This window comes from Burkholderia sp. BCC1644 (assembly GCF_902833225.1).
Classification (GTDB): domain Bacteria; phylum Pseudomonadota; class Gammaproteobacteria; order Burkholderiales; family Burkholderiaceae; genus Burkholderia.
This window is the reverse complement of record NZ_CADFEI010000006.1, coordinates 300,090-320,294: the sequence shown is the minus strand read 5'-3', so window position 1 is coordinate 320,294 and position 20,205 is coordinate 300,090. Positions and strand designations below refer to the sequence as shown.

Genomic DNA, 20,205 nt, shown 5'->3' with positions numbered 1-20,205 from the left:
GCGAGCGCAACCCGCGCTTGCCCGATCCGACCCACTCGCCAGGCCGCCCGCGCGCGGCCCTGCCCAGGAGCCACCCGCCATGCTGATCGCCAACCCGCGCGCGTCGCGCACCGCCTACCCGAACGCGCTGCGCCGCGTGATGAACATCGCGTCGGCCGATGAAAGCGGCGCATGGCTGTCGCACTGGCCGCTCGTCGGCAACGCGCGCACGCCGCTGCGCGCGCTGCCCGACCTCGCCGCGCGGCTTGGTGTCGCGAGCGTCAGCGTGAAGGACGAATCGTGCCGCTCGCCGCTCGGCAGCTTCAAGGCGCTCGGCGCGCCGATCGCGCTGGTGCGGCTCGTGAAGCGGCTGCGCCGCACGCAGGATCTCGATCCGCAAGGGCTCGTCACCGGCCAATACGCGTCTGAACTGGCCGACCTGACGGTGATCAGCGCGACCGACGGCAATCACGGCCGCGCGCTGGCCGCCGCCGCGCGCGCGATCGGCTGCGGGTGCGTGATCGTGCTGCACGCGAATGTCGACGCCGAGCGCGAACGCGCGATCTCGGCATACGGCGCGCGGATCGTGCGCATCGCGGGGAACTACGACGAATCGGTCGTCTGCGCCGCGCAGCTCGCGCAGGCGAACGGCTGGTATGTCGTGTCGGATACGTCGTACGACGGCTACGAGGCGATTCCGCGCGACGTGATGCAGGGCTATGGCGTGATCGCCGCCGAAGCGGCCGCGCAGGCGGCGCAGGACGACGGGCGGCCGTTCACGCACGTGTTCCTGCAGGGCGGCGTGGGCGGCCTCGCGGCGGGCGTCGCGAGTTATCTTTGGGAGCGCGACGGCGTGCAGCGGCCGCGCTTCGTCGTCGTCGAGCCGCGCCAGGCCGATTGCCTGTACCAGAGCGCACTGGCGGGGCGCGCGACGAAGGCGACCGGCAGCGTCGATTCGGTGATGGCCGGGCTCGCGTGCGGCGAGGCGTCGCCGCTCGCGTGGGATTTCCTCGAGATGTGCATCGACCACTTCATGCTGATCGACGACGAAGACGCGGTGCAGGCGATGCGCGGCCTCGCGGCCGGCAGTGAACGCGACGTGCCGGTCGTCGCCGGCGAATCGGGCGCGGCCGGCGTGGCGGGCCTGGCGGCGCTGATGCGCGACCCGGCGCTCGCGCGGCAGGTCGGGCTCGACGCGAACGCGCGCGTGCTGGCGATCAATACGGAAGGCGCGACGGCGCCGTCCGTGTACCGGAACTGCGTCGGCGAGACGGCCGACGCGGTGCTCGCGCGGCAGCGCGACTGGCTGAACCGCGCGGCGGTGGTGGCCTGAACGACATGACGACCGACGAGGCGAACGCAATGGACGCAATCGAAGAAAGCACGCTGCAGGGCCAACTGAAGACCTGGCGCCGCCATCTGCACCAGTATCCGGAAACGGGTTTCGAAGAAGTGAACACGTCGGACTACGTCGCGCGCATCCTGACGACGCTCGGGCTCGACGTGCATCGCGGGATCGGCGGCACGGGGCTCGTCGCGAACCTGACGGCCGGTACGGCCAGGCGCGCGATCGGCATCCGCGCGGACATGGACGCGCTGAACATCGCCGAGCACGCGCCGGGGCGCGAGCATGCGTCGCGCACGCCCGGCAAGATGCATGCGTGCGGACACGACGGCCACATGTCGATGGTGCTTGGCGCCGCGCAACTGCTGGCCGAGCGCAAGGATTTCGACGGCACGGTGCGCTTCATTTTCCAGCCGGCCGAAGAGCATGGCCGCGGCGCGAAGGCGATGATGGCCGACGGCTTGTTCGAGCGCTTTCCGGTCGACGCGATCTTCGGCGCGCACAACATGCCGGGCATGCGCGCAGGCACGTTCGCGACGCGCGCGGGCGGCATCATGGCGAGCGAGGACAATTTCGTGATCCGGATCGACGGGCGCGGCACGCATGCGGCGCGGCCGCACATGGGCATCGATCCGATCGTGATCGGCTCGCAGATCGTGCTCGCGCTGCAGACGATCGTGTCGCGCAATCTCGACCCAGGCCAGCAGGCCGTGATCTCGTGCACGGAGTTCATCACCGACGGGCTGCGCAACGTGCTGCCGTCGACGGTGACGATCAAGGGCGACACGCGCAGCTATTCGCGTGACGTGCAGGCGCTGCTGGAGACGCGGATGCGCGAGATCAGCGAAGGGATCTGCCGCACGCACGGCGCGGCCTGCACGTTCGAGTACACGCACGAGTTCGCGCCGACGGTGAATTCCGCGGAATGGGTCGACACGGCCGTGCAGGCGGCCGCACAGATTGCGGGCGCCGGCGGGGTGAACGCCGACGTGCAGCCGATGATGATCTCGGAGGATTTCGGCGCGTTCCTGCAGGCGGTGCCCGGCAACTTCGTGTTCATCGGCAACGGCGAGGCGGCCGGCCACGGCGGCGTGCCGCTGCACAACGCGACGTACGATTTCAACGACGCGATCCTGCCGGTCGGCGCGCGGTATTTCGCGGAAGTGGCGCGGCGCGCGTTGCGGGCGGCCTAGCGGAGCGTCAGTCGGCAGCCTTCACGCGCCGGCCGAGCGCTGCGCCGGCGCGTCGGCCGCGCGCGTGCGATCGAGGATCGCGAGCACCTCGCGCGCGGTGTTTTCCGAATGGCTGCGCAATACCTGCGGCAGCACCGCATGGTCGGGGTCGGCAAGCGCGGCCATGATGTCCTCGTGCTCGTGCAGCGACTCGGCCCAGCGCATCGTGTCCGTGTTCGCGGCGCCCCGTGCGCGGTGCACCTTCGACATCAGCGACGCATAGATGCCCGACAGCACGGGGTTGCCGGCCGCGTCGACGATCATCTGATGAATCTGCTGGTTCAGCCGGAAGTATTCGACGCGCTTGCCGGCTTCATGACACTCGACCATCTTCCGGTGCTTCGCCTGCAGCGCGGCGAGCGTCGCCGTGCCGATCCGCTGGCGCAGCAACTCGCCCGCCATCGCCTCGAGCCCGTGCAGCAGTTCGAACGTCGAGACCAGGTCGTCGAGGTCGATCGACGCGACGCGATAGCCGATGTACTGGCGATGCGTGACGGCGCCTTCCGCGACGAGCACCTTCAGCGCTTCGCGCAGCGGCGTTTTCGACACGTCGAACGCGAGGCTGAGTTCCTTTTCGTCGATCCGCGCGCCGGGCGGCAATTCGCCCTCGTCGATCATCACGCGCAGGCGTGCGGCGATCTCGGCGGCCATGCCGCGCGTGCGCAGAAGCAGGGGATTGCGGGGTGTCTGGCTCATGATGGTGCGAGCTTATCACGATATCGGGGCTTACCCTGCACCAACAGTGTGATGTGATAATCTCAATCAAACCAAGCGTTTACGATAACGGTAATTATAAATTTCTAATCTTATACTCGGCTCCACGTTGCGCGACGTCCTGACCATCCTCGTTCACTCCTGGAGTCCGTCCATGTCTTCAACCTCCGGTGTCGCCGCCCTGACGGTCGGCAAATCCGCTGTTCGCTGGAAGATATTCGTCGTCATGCTGAGCCTCATCGCGATCAACTACGTCGATCGCGCGTCGCTGTCCGTCGCCATGCCTTACATCTCGCAGGAGTTCAATATCGGGCCCGCGATGGAGGGTCTGATCCTCAGTTCGTTCTTCTGGACCTATGCCGTGATGCAGATCCCGGGCGGGATGCTGGCCGACCGGTTCAAGCCGCGCATCGTGATCGCGACGGCGACCGTGTTCTGGGGTTTCTTCCAGGCGATCGCCGCGCTGTGCACGAACGCACCGTCGCTGCTGCTCACGCGCCTCGGCCTCGGCGCGGCCGAAGCGCCGATCTACCCGGCCGGCGGCAAGCTCAACGCGATCTGGATGACGCAGACCGAGCGCGGCCGCGGCGCCACGCTGCTCGACGGCGGCGCGCCGCTCGGTGCGGCGCTGGGCGCGGTGCTGATCGCCGGGCTGATCGCGGTGCTCGGCTCGTGGCGGCTCGCGTTCGCGGTGGCCGGCGTCGGCACCGTGCTGGCTGGACTGCTCGCATGGCACTACATCCGCAACTCGCCGCGCGAGCATGCGGGCGTCAACGATCTCGAAGCCGAATACATCGAGGCGTCGCATGCGAGCGATCTCGCGGCCGAGCCGGCCGGCGCATCGGGCCGTTCGCGCGACTTCTTCAAGTACCGCTCGGTGTGGTGCATGTTCTTCGGCTGGATGTGCTTCAACAGCGTGTTCTACGGGCTGCTCACGTGGATGCCGAACTACCTGCACAAGGTGCACGGTTTCGACATCAAGCAGATGGGCGGCTCGACCTTCATCATCTTTTTCAGCGGCTTCGTCGGCGAACTGCTCGGCGGCTGGATCGCCGACAAGTGGAAGGCCGCGGGCGGCCGCCCGAACGTCGTGATGCGCACGCTGTTCGGCATCGCCGCGGTGATCGCCACGGTGTCGATCTTCTCGGTCGCGTATGTGAAGGACCCCGTCGTGTGCGTCGCGCTGCTGTCGTCGACGCTGTTCTTCCTGCGCTGGTGCGGGCTGTACTGGTGCATCCCGTCGTCGCTCGGCACGCGCAACAAGATCGGCTTCCTCGGCGGCCTGATGAACCTCGGCGGCAACATCGGCGGCGTCACCGTGCCGATCGTCGTCGGCGCGATCGTGCAGTTCACCGGTTCCTACTTCCTTGCGCTGATGGTGTTCGCGGCGGCCGGCGTCGGCCTGCTCGTGTGCTCCAGCGCGATCGACTACGAAAACAAGCTCCCCGTCTGACCGGCCCCTTTCATTGCATCGACTGCATTCACTGGTAGAGAGAAACCCATCATGAAGAAACGTACCCTGCTCGGCATGCTCACCCCGTCCTCCAACACGTCGCTCGAACCGCTGACGAGCGCGATGGTCGCCGGCCTGCCGGGCGTGTCCGCGCACTTCGCGCGCTTCCCGGTCACCGAGATCTCGCTGACGGGCCAGGCGCTCGGCCAGTTCGACGACGACAAGATCATCCAGGCCGCGCTGCTGCTCGCCGACGCGAAGGTCGACGTGATCGCGTGGAACGGCACGTCGTCGGGCTGGCTCGGCTTTGAGGCCGACGAGCGGCTGTGCGAGCGCATCACCGCGGCGACCGGCATTCCGGCCACCACCTCGGTGCTCGCGCTCAACGAGATCCTGAAGAAGACGAACGCGCACGAGTTCGGCCTCGTCACGCCGTATCTCGACGACGTGCAGACGAAGATCGTCGACAACTATCGCCGTTCGGGGCTGAACTGCATCGCCGAGCGCCACCTGAACCTGAAGGTCAATTTCTCGTTCTCCGAAGTAACGGGCGACGAGATCGGCCACATGGTGCGCGAAGTCGCGGCGGCCGGCCCGCGCGCGATCTCGATCTTCTGCACGAACCTGAATGCCGCGCACCTGGTGCCGGCGCTCGAGGAGGAAACGGGCATCCCGATCTACGACACGATCTCGACCGTCGTGTGGAAGTCGCTGCAGCTTGCCGACTACGACACGCGGCAGGTGAAGGGCTGGGGCCGTCTCTTCAGCGAAGTGATTTGAGGCGGTCGCCATGTCGAACGATCTCGATTTCGTGATCCGTCACGCCGACGTCGTCACGGCGGCGGACCGGTTCTCGTGCGACATCGGCATTCGCGCGGGGCGCGTGGCCATGCTCGGCCACGGGCTGCCGCGCGCGCCGCGCGAGCTCGATGCGAGCGGCATGCTCGTGATGCCGGGCGGCGTCGATGCGCACTGCCACCTCGACCAGCCGATGCCCGACGGGCTGCGGATGGCCGACGATTTCCTGTCCGGCACGCGCTCGGCGCTGTGCGGCGGCACGACGACCGTGATCCCGTTCGCCGCGCAGGCGAAGGGGCAGTCGCTGCAGGCGGCCGTCGACGACTATCACCGGCGCGCCGACGGGCGCGCGCTGGTCGACTACGGCTTTCACCTGATCGTCGCCGATCCGACGCCGCACGTGCTGGCAGAAGAATTGCCGCGGCTGATCGCGAACGGCTACACGTCGTTCAAGGTGTACATGACCTACGACGACCTGAAGCTGAACGACCGCCAGATGCTCGACGTGCTGTCGGTCGCGCGCGAGCACGGCGCGCTCGTGATGGTGCATGCGGAGAATTCGGACTGCATCGGCTGGCTCACCGAGCGGCTGCTCGGCGACGGCCACGTCGCGCCGCGTTTCCATGCGCATGCGCGGCCGGCCGTGGTCGAACGCGAAGCGACGCATCGTGCGATCGCGTTCGCGGAACTCGTCGACGTGCCGATCCTGATCGTGCACGTATCGGGTGCGGAGGCGATCGAGCAGATCCGCTGGGGGCAGTCGCGCGGGCTGCCGATTCTCGCCGAAACGTGCCCGCAATACCTGTATCTGACGGCCGCCGATCTCGGCCATGACGATCACGGCTATGAAGGCGCAAAGTGCGTATGCAGCCCGCCGCCGCGCGATCCGGCGAACCAGCAGGCCGTGTGGAAGGCGCTGAAGCAGGGCGTATTCTCGGTGTTCTCGTCCGACCATGCGCCGTTCAACTACGACGATCCGTGCGGCAAGCATCCGGGCGGGCAGGCCGTCTCGTTCGACCACATCCCGAACGGGATTCCGGGGCTCGAGACGCGGCTGCCGCTGCTGTTCGACGGCGTGCGTCAAGGGCGGCTGTCGCTGCACCAGTTCGTCGAGCTCACGTCGCTGCGCCCCGCGAAGCTGTACGGGCTGTATCCGCGCAAGGGGACGATCGCGGTCGGCGCCGATGCGGACATCGTCGTGTGGGATCCGGACAAGCGCGTGCGGATCGCGAATGCGTCGCTGCATCATGCGGTCGACTACACGCCGTACGAAGGGATCGAGGTGACGGGCTGGCCGCGTCATTGCTTCTCGCGCGGCGAGTTGCTCGTCGAGGACGGCCGGCTGCTCGCGGCCGAACCAGGGCGCGGACAGTTCGTGCCGGCCGGCAAGCCATGCCTCGATTGAGGTGCAGGCCCGCGCGCTGCCGCGGGCGCAGGTTTCAACAGGAGCGAGAATGAGCGTTTCCCACGCAATGCGCGGCATCGCGGCCGCGGCGATCGTCGCCGGGTCATGCGGCGGCCCGGCGCAGGCCGCCGGCGGCGCGCCGCAGGACATGCCGAGCGTCGTGCCCGAATCGGTCGGCGTCGATTCGGCGCCGCTCGTGCGGCTGTCGGCATGGCTGCGCCACGACCGGATGGACGTGCGCAGCCTCGTCGTCGTGAAGGACGGCAGGATCGTGTTCGAGCGCTACGGCGAAGGCCTCACGCGCGACCACAACTACGAGCTGTATTCGGTGACGAAGACGATTACCGCGCTGCTCGCCGGCGTGCTCGACGGCGAGGGCAAGCTCGGCCCGTCGACGAAGGTCGCGCCGCTGATCGCGGCCGCGCGGCCCGATCTCGCGCGTGAACTCGCGGACAAGCGGGACATCGAGCTGCGGCACCTGATGTCGATGTCGAGCGGATTGCACTACACGACGCGCGAAGGTACCGATCCGCTGTACTACGAAGCACCCGACCGGCTGAAAGTTGCCGTGACGAGCCGCGCGGCGCAGCCGCCCGGCACGCGGTTCGACTACATCGACGTGAACCCGGTGCTGGTCGGCACGGCCGTGTCGATCGCCGCGCGCGAACGCGAGGACGAGTTCGCGCGCAAGCGGCTGTTCGAGCCGCTCGGTTTCGCGCACTACCGCTGGAGCGGTGCCGACGGCACGGGCGCGGTGGCCGGCGGCTGGGGGCTGCGGCTGCGCGCGATCGACATGGCGAAGATCGGCATGCTGCTGCTCGACCACGGTCAGTGGAACGGCAAGCAGGTCGTACCGGCCGGCTGGGTGCGGCAGATGACGACACCGTCGCCGGCCGCGGACGATTACGGTTACTACTGCTGGATTCACCACGTGGTCGAGCACGGCACGCCCGAATTCGGCGCGATGGGCTTCAAGGGGCAGTTCATCACGGTGCTGCCCGCGCAGCGCGCGGTCGTCGTGATGACGAGCCTGTTGCCGACCGACGGCGGGCTGCGCGATGCGACCTACCTGAACCTGTATCGCCGGATGGTGAACGACTACATCCTGCCCGCGCTGACGCCGGCGCAGCCGCCGGTCGAGCGCGCGGAAACGACGCAGGCGCTGCGCGACGAGCTGGCGCGCAGCCGCGAGACGAAGGGCGTGCCCGGCACGGCCGCCGCATTCAACGATGCGCCGGGGATTTGATGAGGATGACGAACATGATCGCCAATCCGGATGCATGGCCCGGTTCGCGACGGCCCGCGTCGCGCGCCGTGCCTTTCGTGCGCCGGCTGCTCGCGCGGCTTGCGACGCTGCTGATCGGCAGCGGTGCGCTCGCGCCGGTGCCGGCGATGTCGGCGGCGCAGGCGGCCGATGCACGGCCGCCGCTGCATGAAACGGGCATCGAAGCCGCTGCGCCGGAGGACGTCGGCGTCGATTCGCGCAAGCTCGTCGAGCTGTCGCGCTGGATCCGCGAGCAGCAGCTCGACGTGTACAGCCTGCTCGTCGTGAAGGACGGCAAGCTGATCTTCGAGCGCTATGGCGCGAAGGCATCGCGCGATGCGACCTACGAGCTGTATTCGGTGACGAAGGCCGTGACGTCGCTCGTCGCGGGCATCCTGGTCGACCAGCATGCCGTGCAGCTCGACGATCCGGTGGCCGCGCGGCTCGCCGCGTGGCGTCCCGATCTGGCCGGCGCGCTCGCGGACAAGCGCGATATCGCGCTGAAGCATGTGCTGTCGATGTCGAGCGGCCTGCACTACGACTTCAGCCCGAAGGACGATCCGATCTATTACACCGCGCCCGACCGGCTGAAGCTTGCCGCGTCGGCCGCGCCGAAGGTCGCACCCGGCACCGCGTTCGAATACACCGACGTGAACCCGATCCTCGCGGCCGCGATGTTGAGCGCGGCCGCCGGCGAGCCGGTCGAGCGTTATGCGCAGACGCACCTGTTCGGCCCGCTCGGCATGCAACGCGCGGCGTGGGAGCGCGCGGATCGCACGGGGCTCGTGTCGGCCGGCTGGGGCTTGCGGCTGCGCGCGGTCGACATGGCGAAGATCGGCATGCTCGTGCTCGACGGTGGGCGCTGGCAGGGGCGGCAAGTCGTTCCGCAGCAATGGATCGCGGAGATGACGACGCCGCGCGTGTCGCCGCATTTCGGCTACTACTGGTGGATCAACAACATCGTCGAGAGCGAGCCCGAATTCGACGCGATGGGCTTCAAGGGGCAATTCATCACGGTGCTGCCGAAGCGCAACACGGTGATCGTGATGACGGGCGTGCTGCCGATTGACGGTGGCCTGCGCGATGCGGAGAACGTGAAGCTGTTCCGGCGGATGGTGAACGCCTACATCCTGCCGGCGCTCGATGGCGGGCGGGCGTCGGGGCCGGGCTCGGGCGGCGTCGACACGCGGGCGGCGCTGCGCGACGAGCTTGAAGTGAGTGCGCGCTCCACAGGCGTGCCCGGTACGCAGGTCGATCCGACGGATCTGCCGAAGTAGCCGCGGCGATACGCGTGACGCGCTGCGTGTGGAGCGGGAAGTGAGCGCGCGCTCCGACTGATCTGCGGAAGTCGCGCCGGGCGTGCGTCCGGCAGCGCCGCTGCGGGCGCGCCGGACGCGCGGTGCATCACGTCACGTCACACCAGTTCGCCGAGGCATGCGTCGAACTGCGCGACGAGCCGGTCGACATCGTCGGCCGTCGTCTGCGGGCACACGAGCATCATGTTGTGGAACGGCGTGATCAGCACGCCGCGATTCAGCAGGTACAGGTGCACGATGTGTTCGAGTTCGCTATCGAGCTGCGCGCCGGCCAGCGTGCCGTTGCGCGGCGGCACCGGCGCGAACTGAAACTCGGTGCGCGCGCCGATGCGCGTCACGCACCACGGCAGCCCGTGCTTCGCGATCGCCTGTTCGAGGCCCGTCGCCAGCCGCGCGGCGAGTTCGAACATGTGCGCATACGCGGCGTCGGTCGCGACTTCGGCGAGCGTCGCGCGCATCGCATGCATCGCGAGCATGTTCGCGGTGAGCGTCGTGCCGATGCCCGAATGGCCGGGCGGCGCGTTCAGCTTCGCCTGCTTCGCGCGTTCCGCGAAGTCGGCGCTGAAGCCGTACACCGCACAGGGCACGCCGCCCGCGATCGGCTTGCCGACCACCAGCAGGTCCGGTTCGAGATCGTGCGCGACCGCGTAGCCGCCGGGACCGCTGCTGATCGTGTGCGTCTCGTCGATCACGAGCAACGTGCCGTAGCGGCGCGTCAGTTCGCGCGCGGCTTCCCAGAAGCCCGCGTCGGGCAGCACCATCCCGATGTTCGTCATCGCGGGCTCGGCGAGCACGCATGCGACCTCGCCGTCCTTCAGTGCCGCTTCGAGCGCGGCCAGGTCGTTGAATTCGACGACGCGCGTGTTGGCGAGCAGGTCGTAGGACTGCCCGAGCAGGCTGTCGCGCTGCACCGGGCGGCCGTCGACGAGATCGACGAACACGTCGTCGACCGTGCCGTGATAACAGCCGTTGAACACGACGATCGTGTTGCGGCCGGTGGCCGCGCGCGCCCAGCGCAGCACGAAGCGGTTCGCGTCGCTGGCGCTCAATGCGAATTGCCAGACCGGCAGCTTGAAGCGGCGTGCGAGTTCGCGCGAGACCCATGCGGCGTCTTCGCTCGGCAGCATCGTCGTATAGCCGCGTGTGGCCTGTTCGACGAGCGCGCGGGCGACCGGTTCGGGCGCGTGGCCGAACATCGCGCCCGTATCGCCGAGACAGAAATCGACGTAGCGATGGCCGTCGACGTCGGTGAACGTTGCGCCGCGCGCCTCCTTCACATACAGCGAGAACGGTGTCGACCAGTCCTGCATCCAGTGCAACGGCACGCCGAACAGCAAGTGCTCGGATGCTTCCGCGGACAGGGCGCGGGAGACCGGCATGGCTTCGGTGAACGCTTGGCGCTCGCGATCGAACAAGGCGCGGGCGCGGATGAGGTCGACTCCGTGGCGGGAAGGCAAAGGCAGCTCCTGGGCTGTGAAGAAGGGGAAACGATAGCGCGGGCGGCAGGGGGCTGAACAGACGCGGAATTACCGAGGCGGGTGGGTGGCAGGGATTCGCCGGTGTGTCCAGTTTGATTTCAAGATGGCACAGGTGAATGAAAGACGCACCGGGACGTGAAGGTTTCCATGAATGTCTAACGGGTCTTTCGCGACCTATCGTTGTTGCATGCCGTGGCGCGACGGGTTCGCGCGAGCAGGCCGGTATTGGCCTGCGCGCGAGCCCGGTGCGTGGTCGCGATCGACTCGGGCCGACTCGATCGCGCGCGCACACGGCTGGGCGCAGCGAATTCGACGGGGATGTTGCCGGCTAATTTCGGGATAGTTGGATCCCGGATTGGCCGGTGATGGGGGGCGCCCGATTACAACTCTCCAGCATGCGGGGCAACACAATGAAAATCCGAACCCATCTCGCCGCATTCGTCGCCTGCAGCGCCTTGACCGGCATCGCACACGCAGGCCCGACGTCGCCACAAATGGTCGTCAAGAAAATCACGCTGACCGCGCATATCGGCGACAGCCTGTTCGCGTCGAAGCCGGACAACACCGCGTACGACGTGGTCGAGCTGACCGCGACGGACGGCGCGCAGCAGACGTTCGCGGCGACGCTTCCGATCCGCGTGCGCACGACGTATCCCGATTTCAACGTCATGTTGCTGCAGCCGCTGCGGCTGTCGAACGGCCGCGAAGACATGGCTAACGCAAAGGTCGTGCTGATGGCGGGCGGCGCAGGCAAGGCGGACATCGCGCCGGGTGACGCTCGCCCGATCACGCTGGTGAGCCGCGGACACGACGGATTCGACGGCTACGACGAAACCCGCAACGTGAAGATCAGCGCGCAAGCGCCGGTCGCCGGTGACGCGGCGTCACCCAATGGGCGTTATCGCGGCGACCTCGTGCTGGTGTTCGAGCCGGCGGCATCAGCGGGACGCGAGCCGGCGGCGGGGGCCGTCGCGGCGGCCGGCGAGTAGGAAAATCACCCCGGCGGGCATCGCCTGCCGGGGATTTTTAGTTGAAGTTTTTGCGCATAAACATACGACAACGTATCTCTAAAGAAGCGCATTCAAATGTGAGTGGGCGCACACATTCGTGGCGTTGAATCAATAGAAGTGGGGTAAACGACAAATACGTGTTCCGTACAGGTCGCGACTAGACTGCGCGATGTAGTACGACGACGTATGAATAGAGATCCGCCGCCCGGCGCATCGATACCCCCTACACTGAAGGAGTGCCCATGGCCGCCCACCGCCGCCGTTCGTCTTCATCCGCCCTGTCATCTTCGTCGAAGCGGGTGTCGCGCCGCGCCTTCATCGGCTGGACCGGCGCACTCGCCGGCGGCGCCATGTTCGGTGGACCGTTCTCGGCGACCCGGGCGCTGGCCGGAGGCCCCATGTCCGATACGTCGGCGGTCGATCTCGTGTGGGGCGAGCATGGCGCGGCGGCGCGCATCGCCGCGTCGCTCGCGCACGTGTCGCGGCTCGCCCGGCGCGGACGCGATTTCGACGTGACGCATTACGGCGCGCGCCCCTGCACGACGGTCGCGCAGACGTCGCCGTACCCGGCCGCGAAATCGCCGGTCAGCCCCGGTTCCGAACTGACGACCGCGCCCGGCGCGTTCGATTCGCGCCCGGCGTTCCTCGCGGCGATCGACGCGTGCCGGCGCGAAGGCGGCGGCCGGGTCGTCGTGCCGTCCGGCACCTGGTACTGCGCGGGGCCGATCGTGTTGCAGAGCAACGTCACGTTCCACCTGAGCGCGAACTGCACGATCTATTTCAGCCCGAACCCGGCCGACTACGCGAAGGACGGCCCGGTCGATTGCGGCGCGAACGGCCGCCTGTACTACAGCCGCTGGCAGGCGAACGATTGCCTGAACTACGGCGCGCCCGTCTACGCGCGCAACGCGACGAACATCGCGCTGACGGGAGAAGGCCCGACGTCGGTGCTCAACGGGCAGGCGATGACGCCGTTCTCCGGCAGCGGCGCGAACAGCGTCTGCTGGTGGACCTACAAGGGCTCGTCGGGCGCGTACGGCGCGAGTGCGTCGGTACCGAGCCAGGCGTACCTGAATCCGGGCAACGTCGACCTGCGGATCGTCGCGCCCGCGATTCCCGACGCGCTCTATGCGCTGCTGACGTCGCCGGTCACGCCGTGGCAGCAGGACCAGAACTACCTGCCCGCGCTGTCCGAGGCCGGCGTGCCGGTCGAGAAACGCATCTTCGGCCTCGGCCACTACCTGCGCCCGTGCATGGTCGAATTCATCGGCTGCACGAACGTGCTGATGGCGAACTACCAGACGCAGAACACGCCGTTCTGGCAGCACCATCCGACCGCGAGCCGCAACGTCGTGATCCGTGGCGTGACGACCAACAGCATCGGCCCGAACAACGACGGCTTCGATCCGGACGCATGCACCGACGTGCTGTGCGAGGACTGCACGTTCAACACCGGTGACGACTGCATTGCGATCAAGTCGGGCAAGGACCGCGACACCGAATACGGCCCCGCCCGGCGGCACCTGATCCGCAACTGCACGATGAACAGCGGGCACGGCGGCATCACGCTCGGCAGCGAGATGGGCGGCGGCGTCGAGCAGATCTATGCGACGAACCTGTCGATGCTGAACGCGAACTGGCAGACCAACCCGCTGAACATCGCGATTCGCGTGAAGACCAACATGAACCGTGGCGGCTACGTGAAGGACTTCCACGTGAAGGGCGTCACGTTGCCGAACGGCGTGACGCTGAAGGGCGGCGGCTACGGGAGCGCGCTACTCGCGGGCAGCCCGGTCAACGCGAGCGTGCCGCTCGGCGTCGTGACGCCGTCGGCCGGGAACCCGTCCGCGGCGCAGGGCGGCATCGTCACGTTCGACTGCGACTACCAGCCGGCGAACGATGCCGTGCGCACGCGTCCGCCGGTCGTGCAGAACGTGACGATCTCGGACGTGAAGGCGAGCAACGTGACGCTGAACGGCGTGACCGCGTCGTGCTTCCAGGCAATCGTCGCGCAGGGGCCCGTCGCGTTCGACTACAACGGCACGCCGCCCACGCCTGCCGTGCAGCCGATCTCCGGCGTGACGATCAGCAATTGCGACTTCGGCACGCCGGTCGCGTCGGGCACGCCGACGGTCACGTCGCCGGGGCCGATCTATGCGTTCAACGTGAGCGCGATGACGCTCACGAACGTGACGATCGCCGGGCAGGCCGTCAACACGACGATCACCGACAAGCGGTGACGCAATGAGGTGAGCGAGGAAGGGCGTTCGCGTGCGGGATGGTCGGTCGATGCACGCGAACGCAGCAGCAAAAGCAGAAGCGAATGCAGCAGCAAAAGCGCGCGAACGCGAACGCGTTACGCGAGCGTCTTGACCATGTAGTGCTCGTCGTAGAACTTGCCATCGACGAACAGCGAGCGCGGTTCCGTGCCGAACCGCACGAACCCTTGCGACGCATACAGCCGCTCCGCGGTGCCGTTGACCTCGTTCACGCACAGCATCAGCTGCTTGCACTGCCACGCCTGCGCGGCATGCCCGGTCGCACTTTCGAGCAGCGTCTGCGCGATGCCCTGCCCGCGATACGCGGGATCGACGAACACGCCCCAGATCGTCGCCTTGTGCGCGATCTTCGTGCGCGCATCGCGGCGCACGCCGGTGATGCCGACGAGCGTATCGCCGTCGAACGCACCGAACACGGCACGTTCGTGGGTCGGCGTGATGCGCGTCGCGAATTCGTCGACCGGCACCTGCGATTCCTCGTCGAGCGTCGGCAGGAAGGACGTGGGCGCGGTGTCGACCGCACGCAGGCGAACGGTCTGGAAGCGGGCGGCGTCGGCCGCATCGAGCAGGCGGGTCGTGATCGTCATCGGGTGAATTCCGGTTGAGGGTCATGCATGCCGGTGCGGGCTGCCGTAGCCGCAGGATGCATCGTCCTTATCGTAATAGGAATCCGGATGTCGCGTGGCGGTGTTCGGTGCAGTTGCGCATTCCGGCGGCGCCGGAACGTTGTGGTCGTGTGCGCGTGACGGTCACGCAGCCGTGCCGGCGTGACGAAAGGGGAGACGTGAGACGTGCGCGCGATCAGGTCACGCGCACGCAACGGAGATCAATAACGCGACAACTGATTGCCGTTGATCTGCACGCGGTCGCCCGGACGCAGGTTGCCCGGCGACTGCACGTCGAACGAGCGCATCGAGCCGTCGCTGACCTGCACGTCGATCCGGTAGCTGCTCGGGCCCTGCGCCGCGCCCATCTGCTGACCGATCTGGTTGCCGGCCACCGCACCGCCGAGCGCGCCGATCACGGTCGCCGCATCGCGGCCGTGACCGCGGCCGACCTGGTTGCCGAGTACGCCGCCGATGAGTGCGCCGACGACGGTGCCGGCCACGCCCGACGGGCCGACCGAGCCGTTGACCGGCTGGATGTTCGCGACGGTGCCGTATTGCGCGCCGTACGGGTTCGCGTATTGCTGTTGCTGATTGCCGTACTGGTCATACGGCTGCGTCCCGTACTGCGACTGGTTGCCATACTGATCGTACGGCTGCGGCGCCTGGTTCGGATACGCCGGTTGCTGCTGCACGTAGCCCGGTTGCGAGTACGCGGGCTGCGCGTAGCCGGGCGTCGCGTATTGCTGCTGCTGGGGATAGCCCGGTTGCGCGCCGTAGTAGCCGGGCGCGACACAGGCGGTCAGCGGAAGCGCCGCCACGGCGACGAGCGAGGCGAACAGAACGGTCTTCGTGGAAGGCATGCGCATCATGATGTTTCCTGCATCGGCAACGTGTCCGCCGACTGATTCCCGGATGGGTGGCGAACTCGGCGTGAGTATAAGGAATGGCCGGATGCGCGTCCGGTGCCGCCGGGTAACAACGTGTAAAGTCTGTTGCCGCGTAACTCGCCACCCGGGCGGGGCGTTCGAGCCATGCCCGACAAGGGCGCGAGACGGCTGCCGGCCGGCCGCGCGACGGTGATGCGGCCCACGTGTTTCGGGCGATGATTCCGTCGTCGCCACTGCGATCGAACCCCGTCGCCGCGTCACGCCCGGCGGGCGTGCGCGCCGCGCATCGCGAAATCGAATGCGCGGCATCGCGACATTTAATTGGTCTCGGGCGGCAGCGTCCGATATCGTGGCCGCATTCCCTGCCCAGGGTCGCGCCGCGCCGGCTGCGGTTCCTTCCCCTGTCCGCGCCGGTGGCGCGCCGCGACCGCCCCACATTCCAAGCCATGACCGAACGTTTCTTCATCAACGCCGTCGATGCCGGCGGCCAGCCCGTCAACCTCGTCGTCCGTGACGGCCGCTTCACCGCGATCGGCGCCGATTGCGCAGCCGCGCCCGGCGCTCAGACGATCGACCTCGACGGCCGCGTCGTGCTGCCCGGTTTCGTCGACGGCCACATCCACCTCGACAAGAGCTTCGTCGGCGATCGCTGGGTGCCGCACGAATCGGTCGGTTCGCTGCGCGAGCGGCTCGCGGTCGAGAAGCGCCAGCTCGCCGCTGCGCCGCCGATCGTGGAGCGCGCGAACGCGCTGATCGCACAGGCCGCCGCATTCGGCACGATCGCGATGCGCAGCCACGTCGACGTCGATGCGACGACGGGCCTGTCGAACCTGCAGGCCGTGATGGCCGCGCGCGAACAATGGCGCGGGATCGTCGACATCGAACTGGTCGCGTTTCCGCAGGCCGGCGTCGTGACGTGCCCGGGCACGGCCGAGATGCTCGACGCGGCCGTACGCGAAGGCGCGGACGTGGTCGGCGGGATCGACCCGACGACGCTCGACGGCGACGCGGACGGCCAGCTCGACATCGTGTTCGGCATTGCCGAGAAGCGCGGCGCGAAGATCGACATCCACCTGCACGAGCCGGGCGAAACCGGCATCGCGCAACTGCTGCGGATCGCGGCGCGCACGCGCGCGACCGGGCTCGGCGGGCGCGTGAACGTGAGCCATGCGTACGCGCTCGGCCAGGTGAGCGACGACGACGTGCAGCGCACTGCCGCGGCACTGGCCGAAGCCGGCGTGTCGATCCTGACGAATGCGCCGGGCGACTGCGCATTTCCGCCGGTGCAGCAACTGCGCGACGCGGGCGTGCACGTGTTCGCGGGCAACGACAACATCCGCGACGCGTGGTGGCCGTACGGCAACGGCGACATGCTGCAGCGCGCGATGATGGTCGGCTACCGGTCGGGTTTCTACACCGACGAAGCGCTCGGCGTCGCGCTCGACATGGCGACGCACGCCGGCGCACGCGCGATCGGCAAGGCGCACTACGGCATCGCGGTCGGCTGCGACGCGAGCTTCGTCGCGGTGCGCGCGCCGAACGCGGCGGCGGCCGTCGCGGGCGTGCCGGCCGAGCGCTGGGTATTCCGCCGCGGCGAAAGCGATACGGGTGCGCCGTTCGCCCCGTCGCTGCGCTTCACGCGCTGACCGACTGACCGGCGGCACGGCATGCGCCGTGCCTGCTTCGCACTGACCGACCACACCGGAACCGACATGACGAACCTGCTGATCCGCAACGTCCGCACGAGCGCCGACACTGCGCACGACATCCTGATCGAGGGCGACCGCATCGCGCGCGTCGGCCCGTCGCTCGACGCACCCGCCGGCTGCGCGATCGAGGACGGCGCGGGCGCGCTCGCGCTGCCTGGCCTCGTCGAAGGCCACACCCATCTCGACAAGACGCACTGGGGGATGCCGTGGTATCGCAACCAGGTCGGGCCGCGCCTCGTCGATCGCATCGAGAACGAACGCCACTATCGCGCGACGAGCGGCCATGACGCGGGCGCCGCGTCGCTCGCGCTGGCACGCGCATTCCTCGCGGCCGGCACGACGCGCATCCGCACGCACGTCGACGTCGATACCGAAGCCGGGCTGCGCCATCTGCACGGCGTGCTCGCGACGCGCGAGACGCTGCGCGGGCAGGTCGAGATCCAGATCGTCGCGTTTCCGCAATCGGGCGTGCTCAAGCGGCCGGGCACCGATGCGCTGCTGTCCGACGCGCTCGGCGCCGGCGCCGACTTGCTCGGCGGGCTCGACCCGTGTGCGATCGAAGGCGATCCGGTCGAGGCGGTGGACGTGCTGTTCGCGATCGCCGAGCGTCACGGCCGCGGGCTCGACATTCACCTGCACGAGCGCGCGTCGATGGGCGCGTACTCGCTCGACCTGATCCTGCAGCGCACGGCTGCGCACGGCATGCAGGGGAAGGTCACGATCAGCCACGGCTTCTGTCTCGGCGATATCGCCGAACGCGAGCGCGATGCGCTGCTCGCCCGGATGGCCGAACTCGGCGTGGGCATCGTCACGACCGCGCCGGCGGCGGTGCCGGTGCCGTCGGTGGTCGCGTGCCGCGCAGCGGGCGTGACGGTGATCGGCGGTAACGACGGCGTGCGCGACACGTGGTCGCCGTACGGTTCGCCCGACATGCTCGAACGCGCGATGCTGATCGGCATGCGCAACGATTTCCGCCGCGACGATGCGCTCGAAGTCGCGCTCGACTGCGTGACGCACAGCGCGGCGCGCGGCTGCGGTTTCGCGGATTACGGGCTGCAGCCGGGCAGCCGCGCGGATGTCGTGCTCGTCGATGCGCTGACGTTCGCCGAGGCCGTCGTCGCGCGGCCGGTGCGACGTCTGGTCGTGTCGTCCGGGAGGATCGTCGCGCGCAACGGCGCACTCGTCTGAGCGGGGCGTCGCCCCGGTATGATCCGGTTTTCAGCCGGATTTCCGGGGAGACGACGATGCGATGCACGACAGCGGCACGGGCCGCACGATGGATGGCGGCGGCCCTGTTCGCCGTGACGGCCGCGCATGCGGCGGCGGCCGGCCCGACCGACGCGCAGCAGGAAGCCAACCGGCGGACGGTGCTCGCGTTCTACGAGAAAGGCCTGAACGAAAAGGACGCCGATGCCGCGCTCGCGTATGTCGGCGATCGCTACGTGCAGCACAACCCGAATGCGGCCGACGGCCGCGACGGCTTTCGCAAGTTCGTCGCCTTTCTGCGCGACAAATATCCGCAGTCGCATAGCGAGATCAAGCGCTCGTTCGTCGACGGCGACTACGTGATCCTGCATGTGCACGCGGTGCGCGAACCGGGTACGCGCGGCAGCGCGATCATGGACATCTTCAAGCTCGAGAACGGCAAGATCGTCGAGCACTGGGACGTCAACCAGCCGGTGCCCGAGCAGGCCGCGAACGGCAACACGATGTTCTGACGGGTATCGGGCGCGCGGACGTGCGAGGCCCCCGCGATCGCGTCGCATCGGCCGTGCCCGCGGCGTCGCGCCGTCCGTTCCCTCGGCGCATCCGGCTTTCTCTTTCTTACTGCTCCTCGTGCTCCAGCATCGCCGCGAGCGTCTTCGTCAGTTCGCTGACCATCGGGTCGGCCGTCGGCCGGTGCAGGATCGCGATGTCCATGTGCTCGATCGGCGCGAAGCCCTGCTTCGCGGTCAGCACGACATGCTCGTCGGTCACCACGCGCGCGGGCAGCACGCTGATGCCGAGCCCGTCCGCGACGGCCGCCTGGATGCCGCTCAGGCTCGACGTCGTGAAGCTGATCCGCCAGCGGCGGCCGCGCTCCTCGATCGCCTTGATCATGTCGTCGCGGTAAAGCCCGCGCGGCGGAAACACGACGATCGGCACCGGGTCGAGATCGATCGACGGATGCTTCGCGCTGTCGATCCAGCGCAGCTTCTCGGGCCAGCGCACGACGGCCTCGCGGCTGTCGCGCCGCTGCTTGATCAAAACGAGGTCGAGTTCGCCGCGGTCGTACGCGGCGCTGATGTCGCGGCTCAGGCCGCACATCACTTCGAGCTTGACCTGCGGATGCTCGCGCTTGAACGCGGCGAGCGCATGCGTCGTGCGGCCCGCCGCGAAATCGTCGGGCACGCCGAGCCGGATCGTCAGCGCAACCGTGGCGCCCGACAGCGCCTCCAGCATTTCGTCGTTCAGCGCGAGCATGCGCCGCGCATAGCTGAGCACCGTCACGCCCGCGTCGGTCGGCCGGACGTCGCGCGTGCCACGATCGAGCAGGCGGTGGCCGGCGATTTCCTCGAGCCGGCGCACCTTCTGGCTGACTGTCGACTGCGTCGAATGCAGGCGTGCGGAGGCCGTCGTGAAGCTGCCGCAGTCGGCGACCATCACGAGCGCGCGCAGCAGGTCGATGTCGAACAGGGGTCTATTCATTTCTGCACTTTTGCGGATTCGAACATTTCATTTCCAAATG

General features: G+C 68.2%; 17 protein-coding genes. 12 read left to right on the top strand and 5 right to left on the bottom strand.

Annotated elements, in window-relative coordinates; all coding sequences use genetic code 11:
* The first annotated feature begins 79 nt into the window (after positions 1-79).
* Together HWX87_RS14700 and HWX87_RS14695 are read left to right on the top strand one after the other, a co-directional pair.
* Positions 80-1,312: a diaminopropionate ammonia-lyase gene (locus tag HWX87_RS14700; protein ID WP_176047773.1), complete on the top strand. Its 1,233-nt coding sequence runs from the start codon at positions 80-82 to the stop codon at positions 1,310-1,312.
* A gap of 29 nt (positions 1,313-1,341) precedes the next feature.
* Positions 1,342-2,517 carry a M20 aminoacylase family protein gene (locus HWX87_RS14695; protein WP_176047772.1) on the top strand — a complete coding sequence of 392 codons (1,176 nt, stop codon included), beginning with the start codon at positions 1,342-1,344 and terminating at the stop codon, positions 2,515-2,517.
* Between the two features lie 21 nt (positions 2,518-2,538).
* Here HWX87_RS14695 and HWX87_RS14690 read toward each other — a convergent pair whose 3' ends face one another.
* Positions 2,539-3,252, bottom strand: a complete 714-nt coding sequence (locus HWX87_RS14690; RefSeq protein WP_176047771.1) for a GntR family transcriptional regulator — start codon at positions 3,250-3,252, stop codon at positions 2,539-2,541.
* Between the two features lie 172 nt (positions 3,253-3,424).
* Between HWX87_RS14690 and HWX87_RS14685 the strand changes: the two genes are divergently transcribed.
* Genes HWX87_RS14685 through HWX87_RS14665 form a run of 5 tightly spaced genes read left to right on the top strand, consistent with a single transcriptional unit; the run spans position 3,425 to position 9,467 of the window.
* Positions 3,425-4,723 carry an MFS transporter gene (locus HWX87_RS14685; RefSeq protein WP_176047770.1) on the top strand — a complete coding sequence of 433 codons (1,299 nt, stop codon included), beginning with the start codon at positions 3,425-3,427 and terminating at the stop codon, positions 4,721-4,723.
* A 51-nt stretch (positions 4,724-4,774) separates the two neighbouring features.
* Complete coding sequence (locus tag HWX87_RS14680) at positions 4,775-5,503, top strand: aspartate/glutamate racemase family protein (RefSeq protein WP_176047769.1); 729 nt, start codon at positions 4,775-4,777, stop codon at positions 5,501-5,503.
* A 10-nt stretch (positions 5,504-5,513) separates the two neighbouring features.
* Positions 5,514-6,926 carry a dihydropyrimidinase gene (gene hydA, locus HWX87_RS14675; protein ID WP_176047768.1) on the top strand — a complete coding sequence of 471 codons (1,413 nt, stop codon included), beginning with the start codon at positions 5,514-5,516 and terminating at the stop codon, positions 6,924-6,926.
* 49 nt (positions 6,927-6,975) lie between these two features.
* Positions 6,976-8,172 (top strand): serine hydrolase, encoded by a 1,197-nt coding sequence (locus HWX87_RS14670; RefSeq protein WP_176047767.1) that lies wholly within the window; start codon positions 6,976-6,978, stop codon positions 8,170-8,172.
* 14 nt (positions 8,173-8,186) lie between these two features.
* Positions 8,187-9,467 (top strand): serine hydrolase, encoded by a 1,281-nt coding sequence (locus tag HWX87_RS14665; protein WP_244137673.1) that lies wholly within the window; start codon positions 8,187-8,189, stop codon positions 9,465-9,467.
* A gap of 137 nt (positions 9,468-9,604) precedes the next feature.
* Here HWX87_RS14665 and HWX87_RS14660 read toward each other — a convergent pair whose 3' ends face one another.
* The gene (locus HWX87_RS14660) at positions 9,605-10,963 is read right to left on the bottom strand and encodes an aspartate aminotransferase family protein (RefSeq protein ID WP_176047766.1); all 1,359 of its coding nucleotides are present in this window, start codon (positions 10,961-10,963) and stop codon (positions 9,605-9,607) included.
* A 431-nt stretch (positions 10,964-11,394) separates the two neighbouring features.
* Between HWX87_RS14660 and HWX87_RS14655 the strand changes: the two genes are divergently transcribed.
* Positions 11,395-11,973: a hypothetical protein gene (locus HWX87_RS14655; protein ID WP_176047765.1), complete on the top strand. Its 579-nt coding sequence runs from the start codon at positions 11,395-11,397 to the stop codon at positions 11,971-11,973.
* A gap of 263 nt (positions 11,974-12,236) precedes the next feature.
* A complete protein-coding gene (locus HWX87_RS14650) occupies positions 12,237-14,234 on the top strand; it encodes a glycoside hydrolase family 28 protein (protein ID WP_176047764.1) in 1,998 nt (665 codons plus the stop codon).
* A 116-nt stretch (positions 14,235-14,350) separates the two neighbouring features.
* On the opposite strand, the gene HWX87_RS14645 is transcribed toward HWX87_RS14650, so the two are convergent.
* Entirely contained in the window at positions 14,351-14,860 is a 510-nt protein-coding gene (locus tag HWX87_RS14645) for a GNAT family N-acetyltransferase (protein ID WP_176047763.1), read from the bottom strand.
* A 239-nt stretch (positions 14,861-15,099) separates the two neighbouring features.
* Positions 15,100-15,750 carry a glycine zipper 2TM domain-containing protein gene (locus HWX87_RS14640; protein ID WP_059238436.1) on the bottom strand — a complete coding sequence of 217 codons (651 nt, stop codon included), beginning with the start codon at positions 15,748-15,750 and terminating at the stop codon, positions 15,100-15,102.
* 464 nt (positions 15,751-16,214) lie between these two features.
* Between HWX87_RS14640 and HWX87_RS14635 the strand changes: the two genes are divergently transcribed.
* The 3 genes from HWX87_RS14635 to HWX87_RS14625 all read left to right on the top strand — a co-directional run bounded on the left by HWX87_RS14635 (position 16,215) and on the right by HWX87_RS14625 (position 19,195).
* Positions 16,215-17,414 carry an amidohydrolase family protein gene (locus HWX87_RS14635; protein WP_176047762.1) on the top strand — a complete coding sequence of 400 codons (1,200 nt, stop codon included), beginning with the start codon at positions 16,215-16,217 and terminating at the stop codon, positions 17,412-17,414.
* Between the two features lie 66 nt (positions 17,415-17,480).
* Positions 17,481-18,665, top strand: a complete 1,185-nt coding sequence (locus tag HWX87_RS14630) for an amidohydrolase family protein (protein ID WP_176047761.1) — start codon at positions 17,481-17,483, stop codon at positions 18,663-18,665.
* 56 nt (positions 18,666-18,721) lie between these two features.
* Positions 18,722-19,195, top strand: a complete 474-nt coding sequence (locus HWX87_RS14625; RefSeq protein WP_176047760.1) for a nuclear transport factor 2 family protein — start codon at positions 18,722-18,724, stop codon at positions 19,193-19,195.
* Positions 19,196-19,301: 106 nt separating this feature from the next.
* Here HWX87_RS14625 and HWX87_RS14620 read toward each other — a convergent pair whose 3' ends face one another.
* Complete coding sequence (locus HWX87_RS14620; protein WP_176047759.1) at positions 19,302-20,165, bottom strand: LysR family transcriptional regulator; 864 nt, start codon at positions 20,163-20,165, stop codon at positions 19,302-19,304.
* Positions 20,166-20,205 lie beyond the last annotated feature (40 nt).

Excerpts from the sequence above, each read along its gene's own strand:
- HWX87_RS14680 (WP_176047769.1), top strand. The coding sequence starts at position 4,775 with ATGAAGAAACGTACCCTGCTCGGCATGCTCACCCCGTCCTCCAACACG.
- HWX87_RS14670 (WP_176047767.1), top strand. The coding sequence starts at position 6,976 with ATGAGCGTTTCCCACGCAATGCGCGGCATCGCGGCCGCGGCGATCGTC.
- HWX87_RS14635 (WP_176047762.1), top strand. The coding sequence starts at position 16,215 with ATGACCGAACGTTTCTTCATCAACGCCGTCGATGCCGGCGGCCAGCCC.
- HWX87_RS14620 (WP_176047759.1), bottom strand. The coding sequence starts at position 20,165 with ATGAATAGACCCCTGTTCGACATCGACCTGCTGCGCGCGCTCGTGATG.
- HWX87_RS14640 (WP_059238436.1), bottom strand. The coding sequence starts at position 15,750 with ATGATGCGCATGCCTTCCACGAAGACCGTTCTGTTCGCCTCGCTCGTC.
- HWX87_RS14650 (WP_176047764.1), top strand. The coding sequence starts at position 12,237 with ATGGCCGCCCACCGCCGCCGTTCGTCTTCATCCGCCCTGTCATCTTCG.
- HWX87_RS14690 (WP_176047771.1), bottom strand. The coding sequence starts at position 3,252 with ATGAGCCAGACACCCCGCAATCCCCTGCTTCTGCGCACGCGCGGCATG.
- HWX87_RS14625 (WP_176047760.1), top strand. The coding sequence starts at position 18,722 with ATGCGATGCACGACAGCGGCACGGGCCGCACGATGGATGGCGGCGGCC.
- hydA (WP_176047768.1), top strand. The coding sequence starts at position 5,514 with ATGTCGAACGATCTCGATTTCGTGATCCGTCACGCCGACGTCGTCACG.
- HWX87_RS14665 (WP_244137673.1), top strand. The coding sequence starts at position 8,187 with ATGATCGCCAATCCGGATGCATGGCCCGGTTCGCGACGGCCCGCGTCG.
- HWX87_RS14685 (WP_176047770.1), top strand. The coding sequence starts at position 3,425 with ATGTCTTCAACCTCCGGTGTCGCCGCCCTGACGGTCGGCAAATCCGCT.
- HWX87_RS14645 (WP_176047763.1), bottom strand. The coding sequence starts at position 14,860 with ATGACGATCACGACCCGCCTGCTCGATGCGGCCGACGCCGCCCGCTTC.
- HWX87_RS14695 (WP_176047772.1), top strand. The coding sequence starts at position 1,342 with ATGGACGCAATCGAAGAAAGCACGCTGCAGGGCCAACTGAAGACCTGG.
- HWX87_RS14630 (WP_176047761.1), top strand. The coding sequence starts at position 17,481 with ATGACGAACCTGCTGATCCGCAACGTCCGCACGAGCGCCGACACTGCG.
- HWX87_RS14655 (WP_176047765.1), top strand. The coding sequence starts at position 11,395 with ATGAAAATCCGAACCCATCTCGCCGCATTCGTCGCCTGCAGCGCCTTG.
- HWX87_RS14700 (WP_176047773.1), top strand. The coding sequence starts at position 80 with ATGCTGATCGCCAACCCGCGCGCGTCGCGCACCGCCTACCCGAACGCG.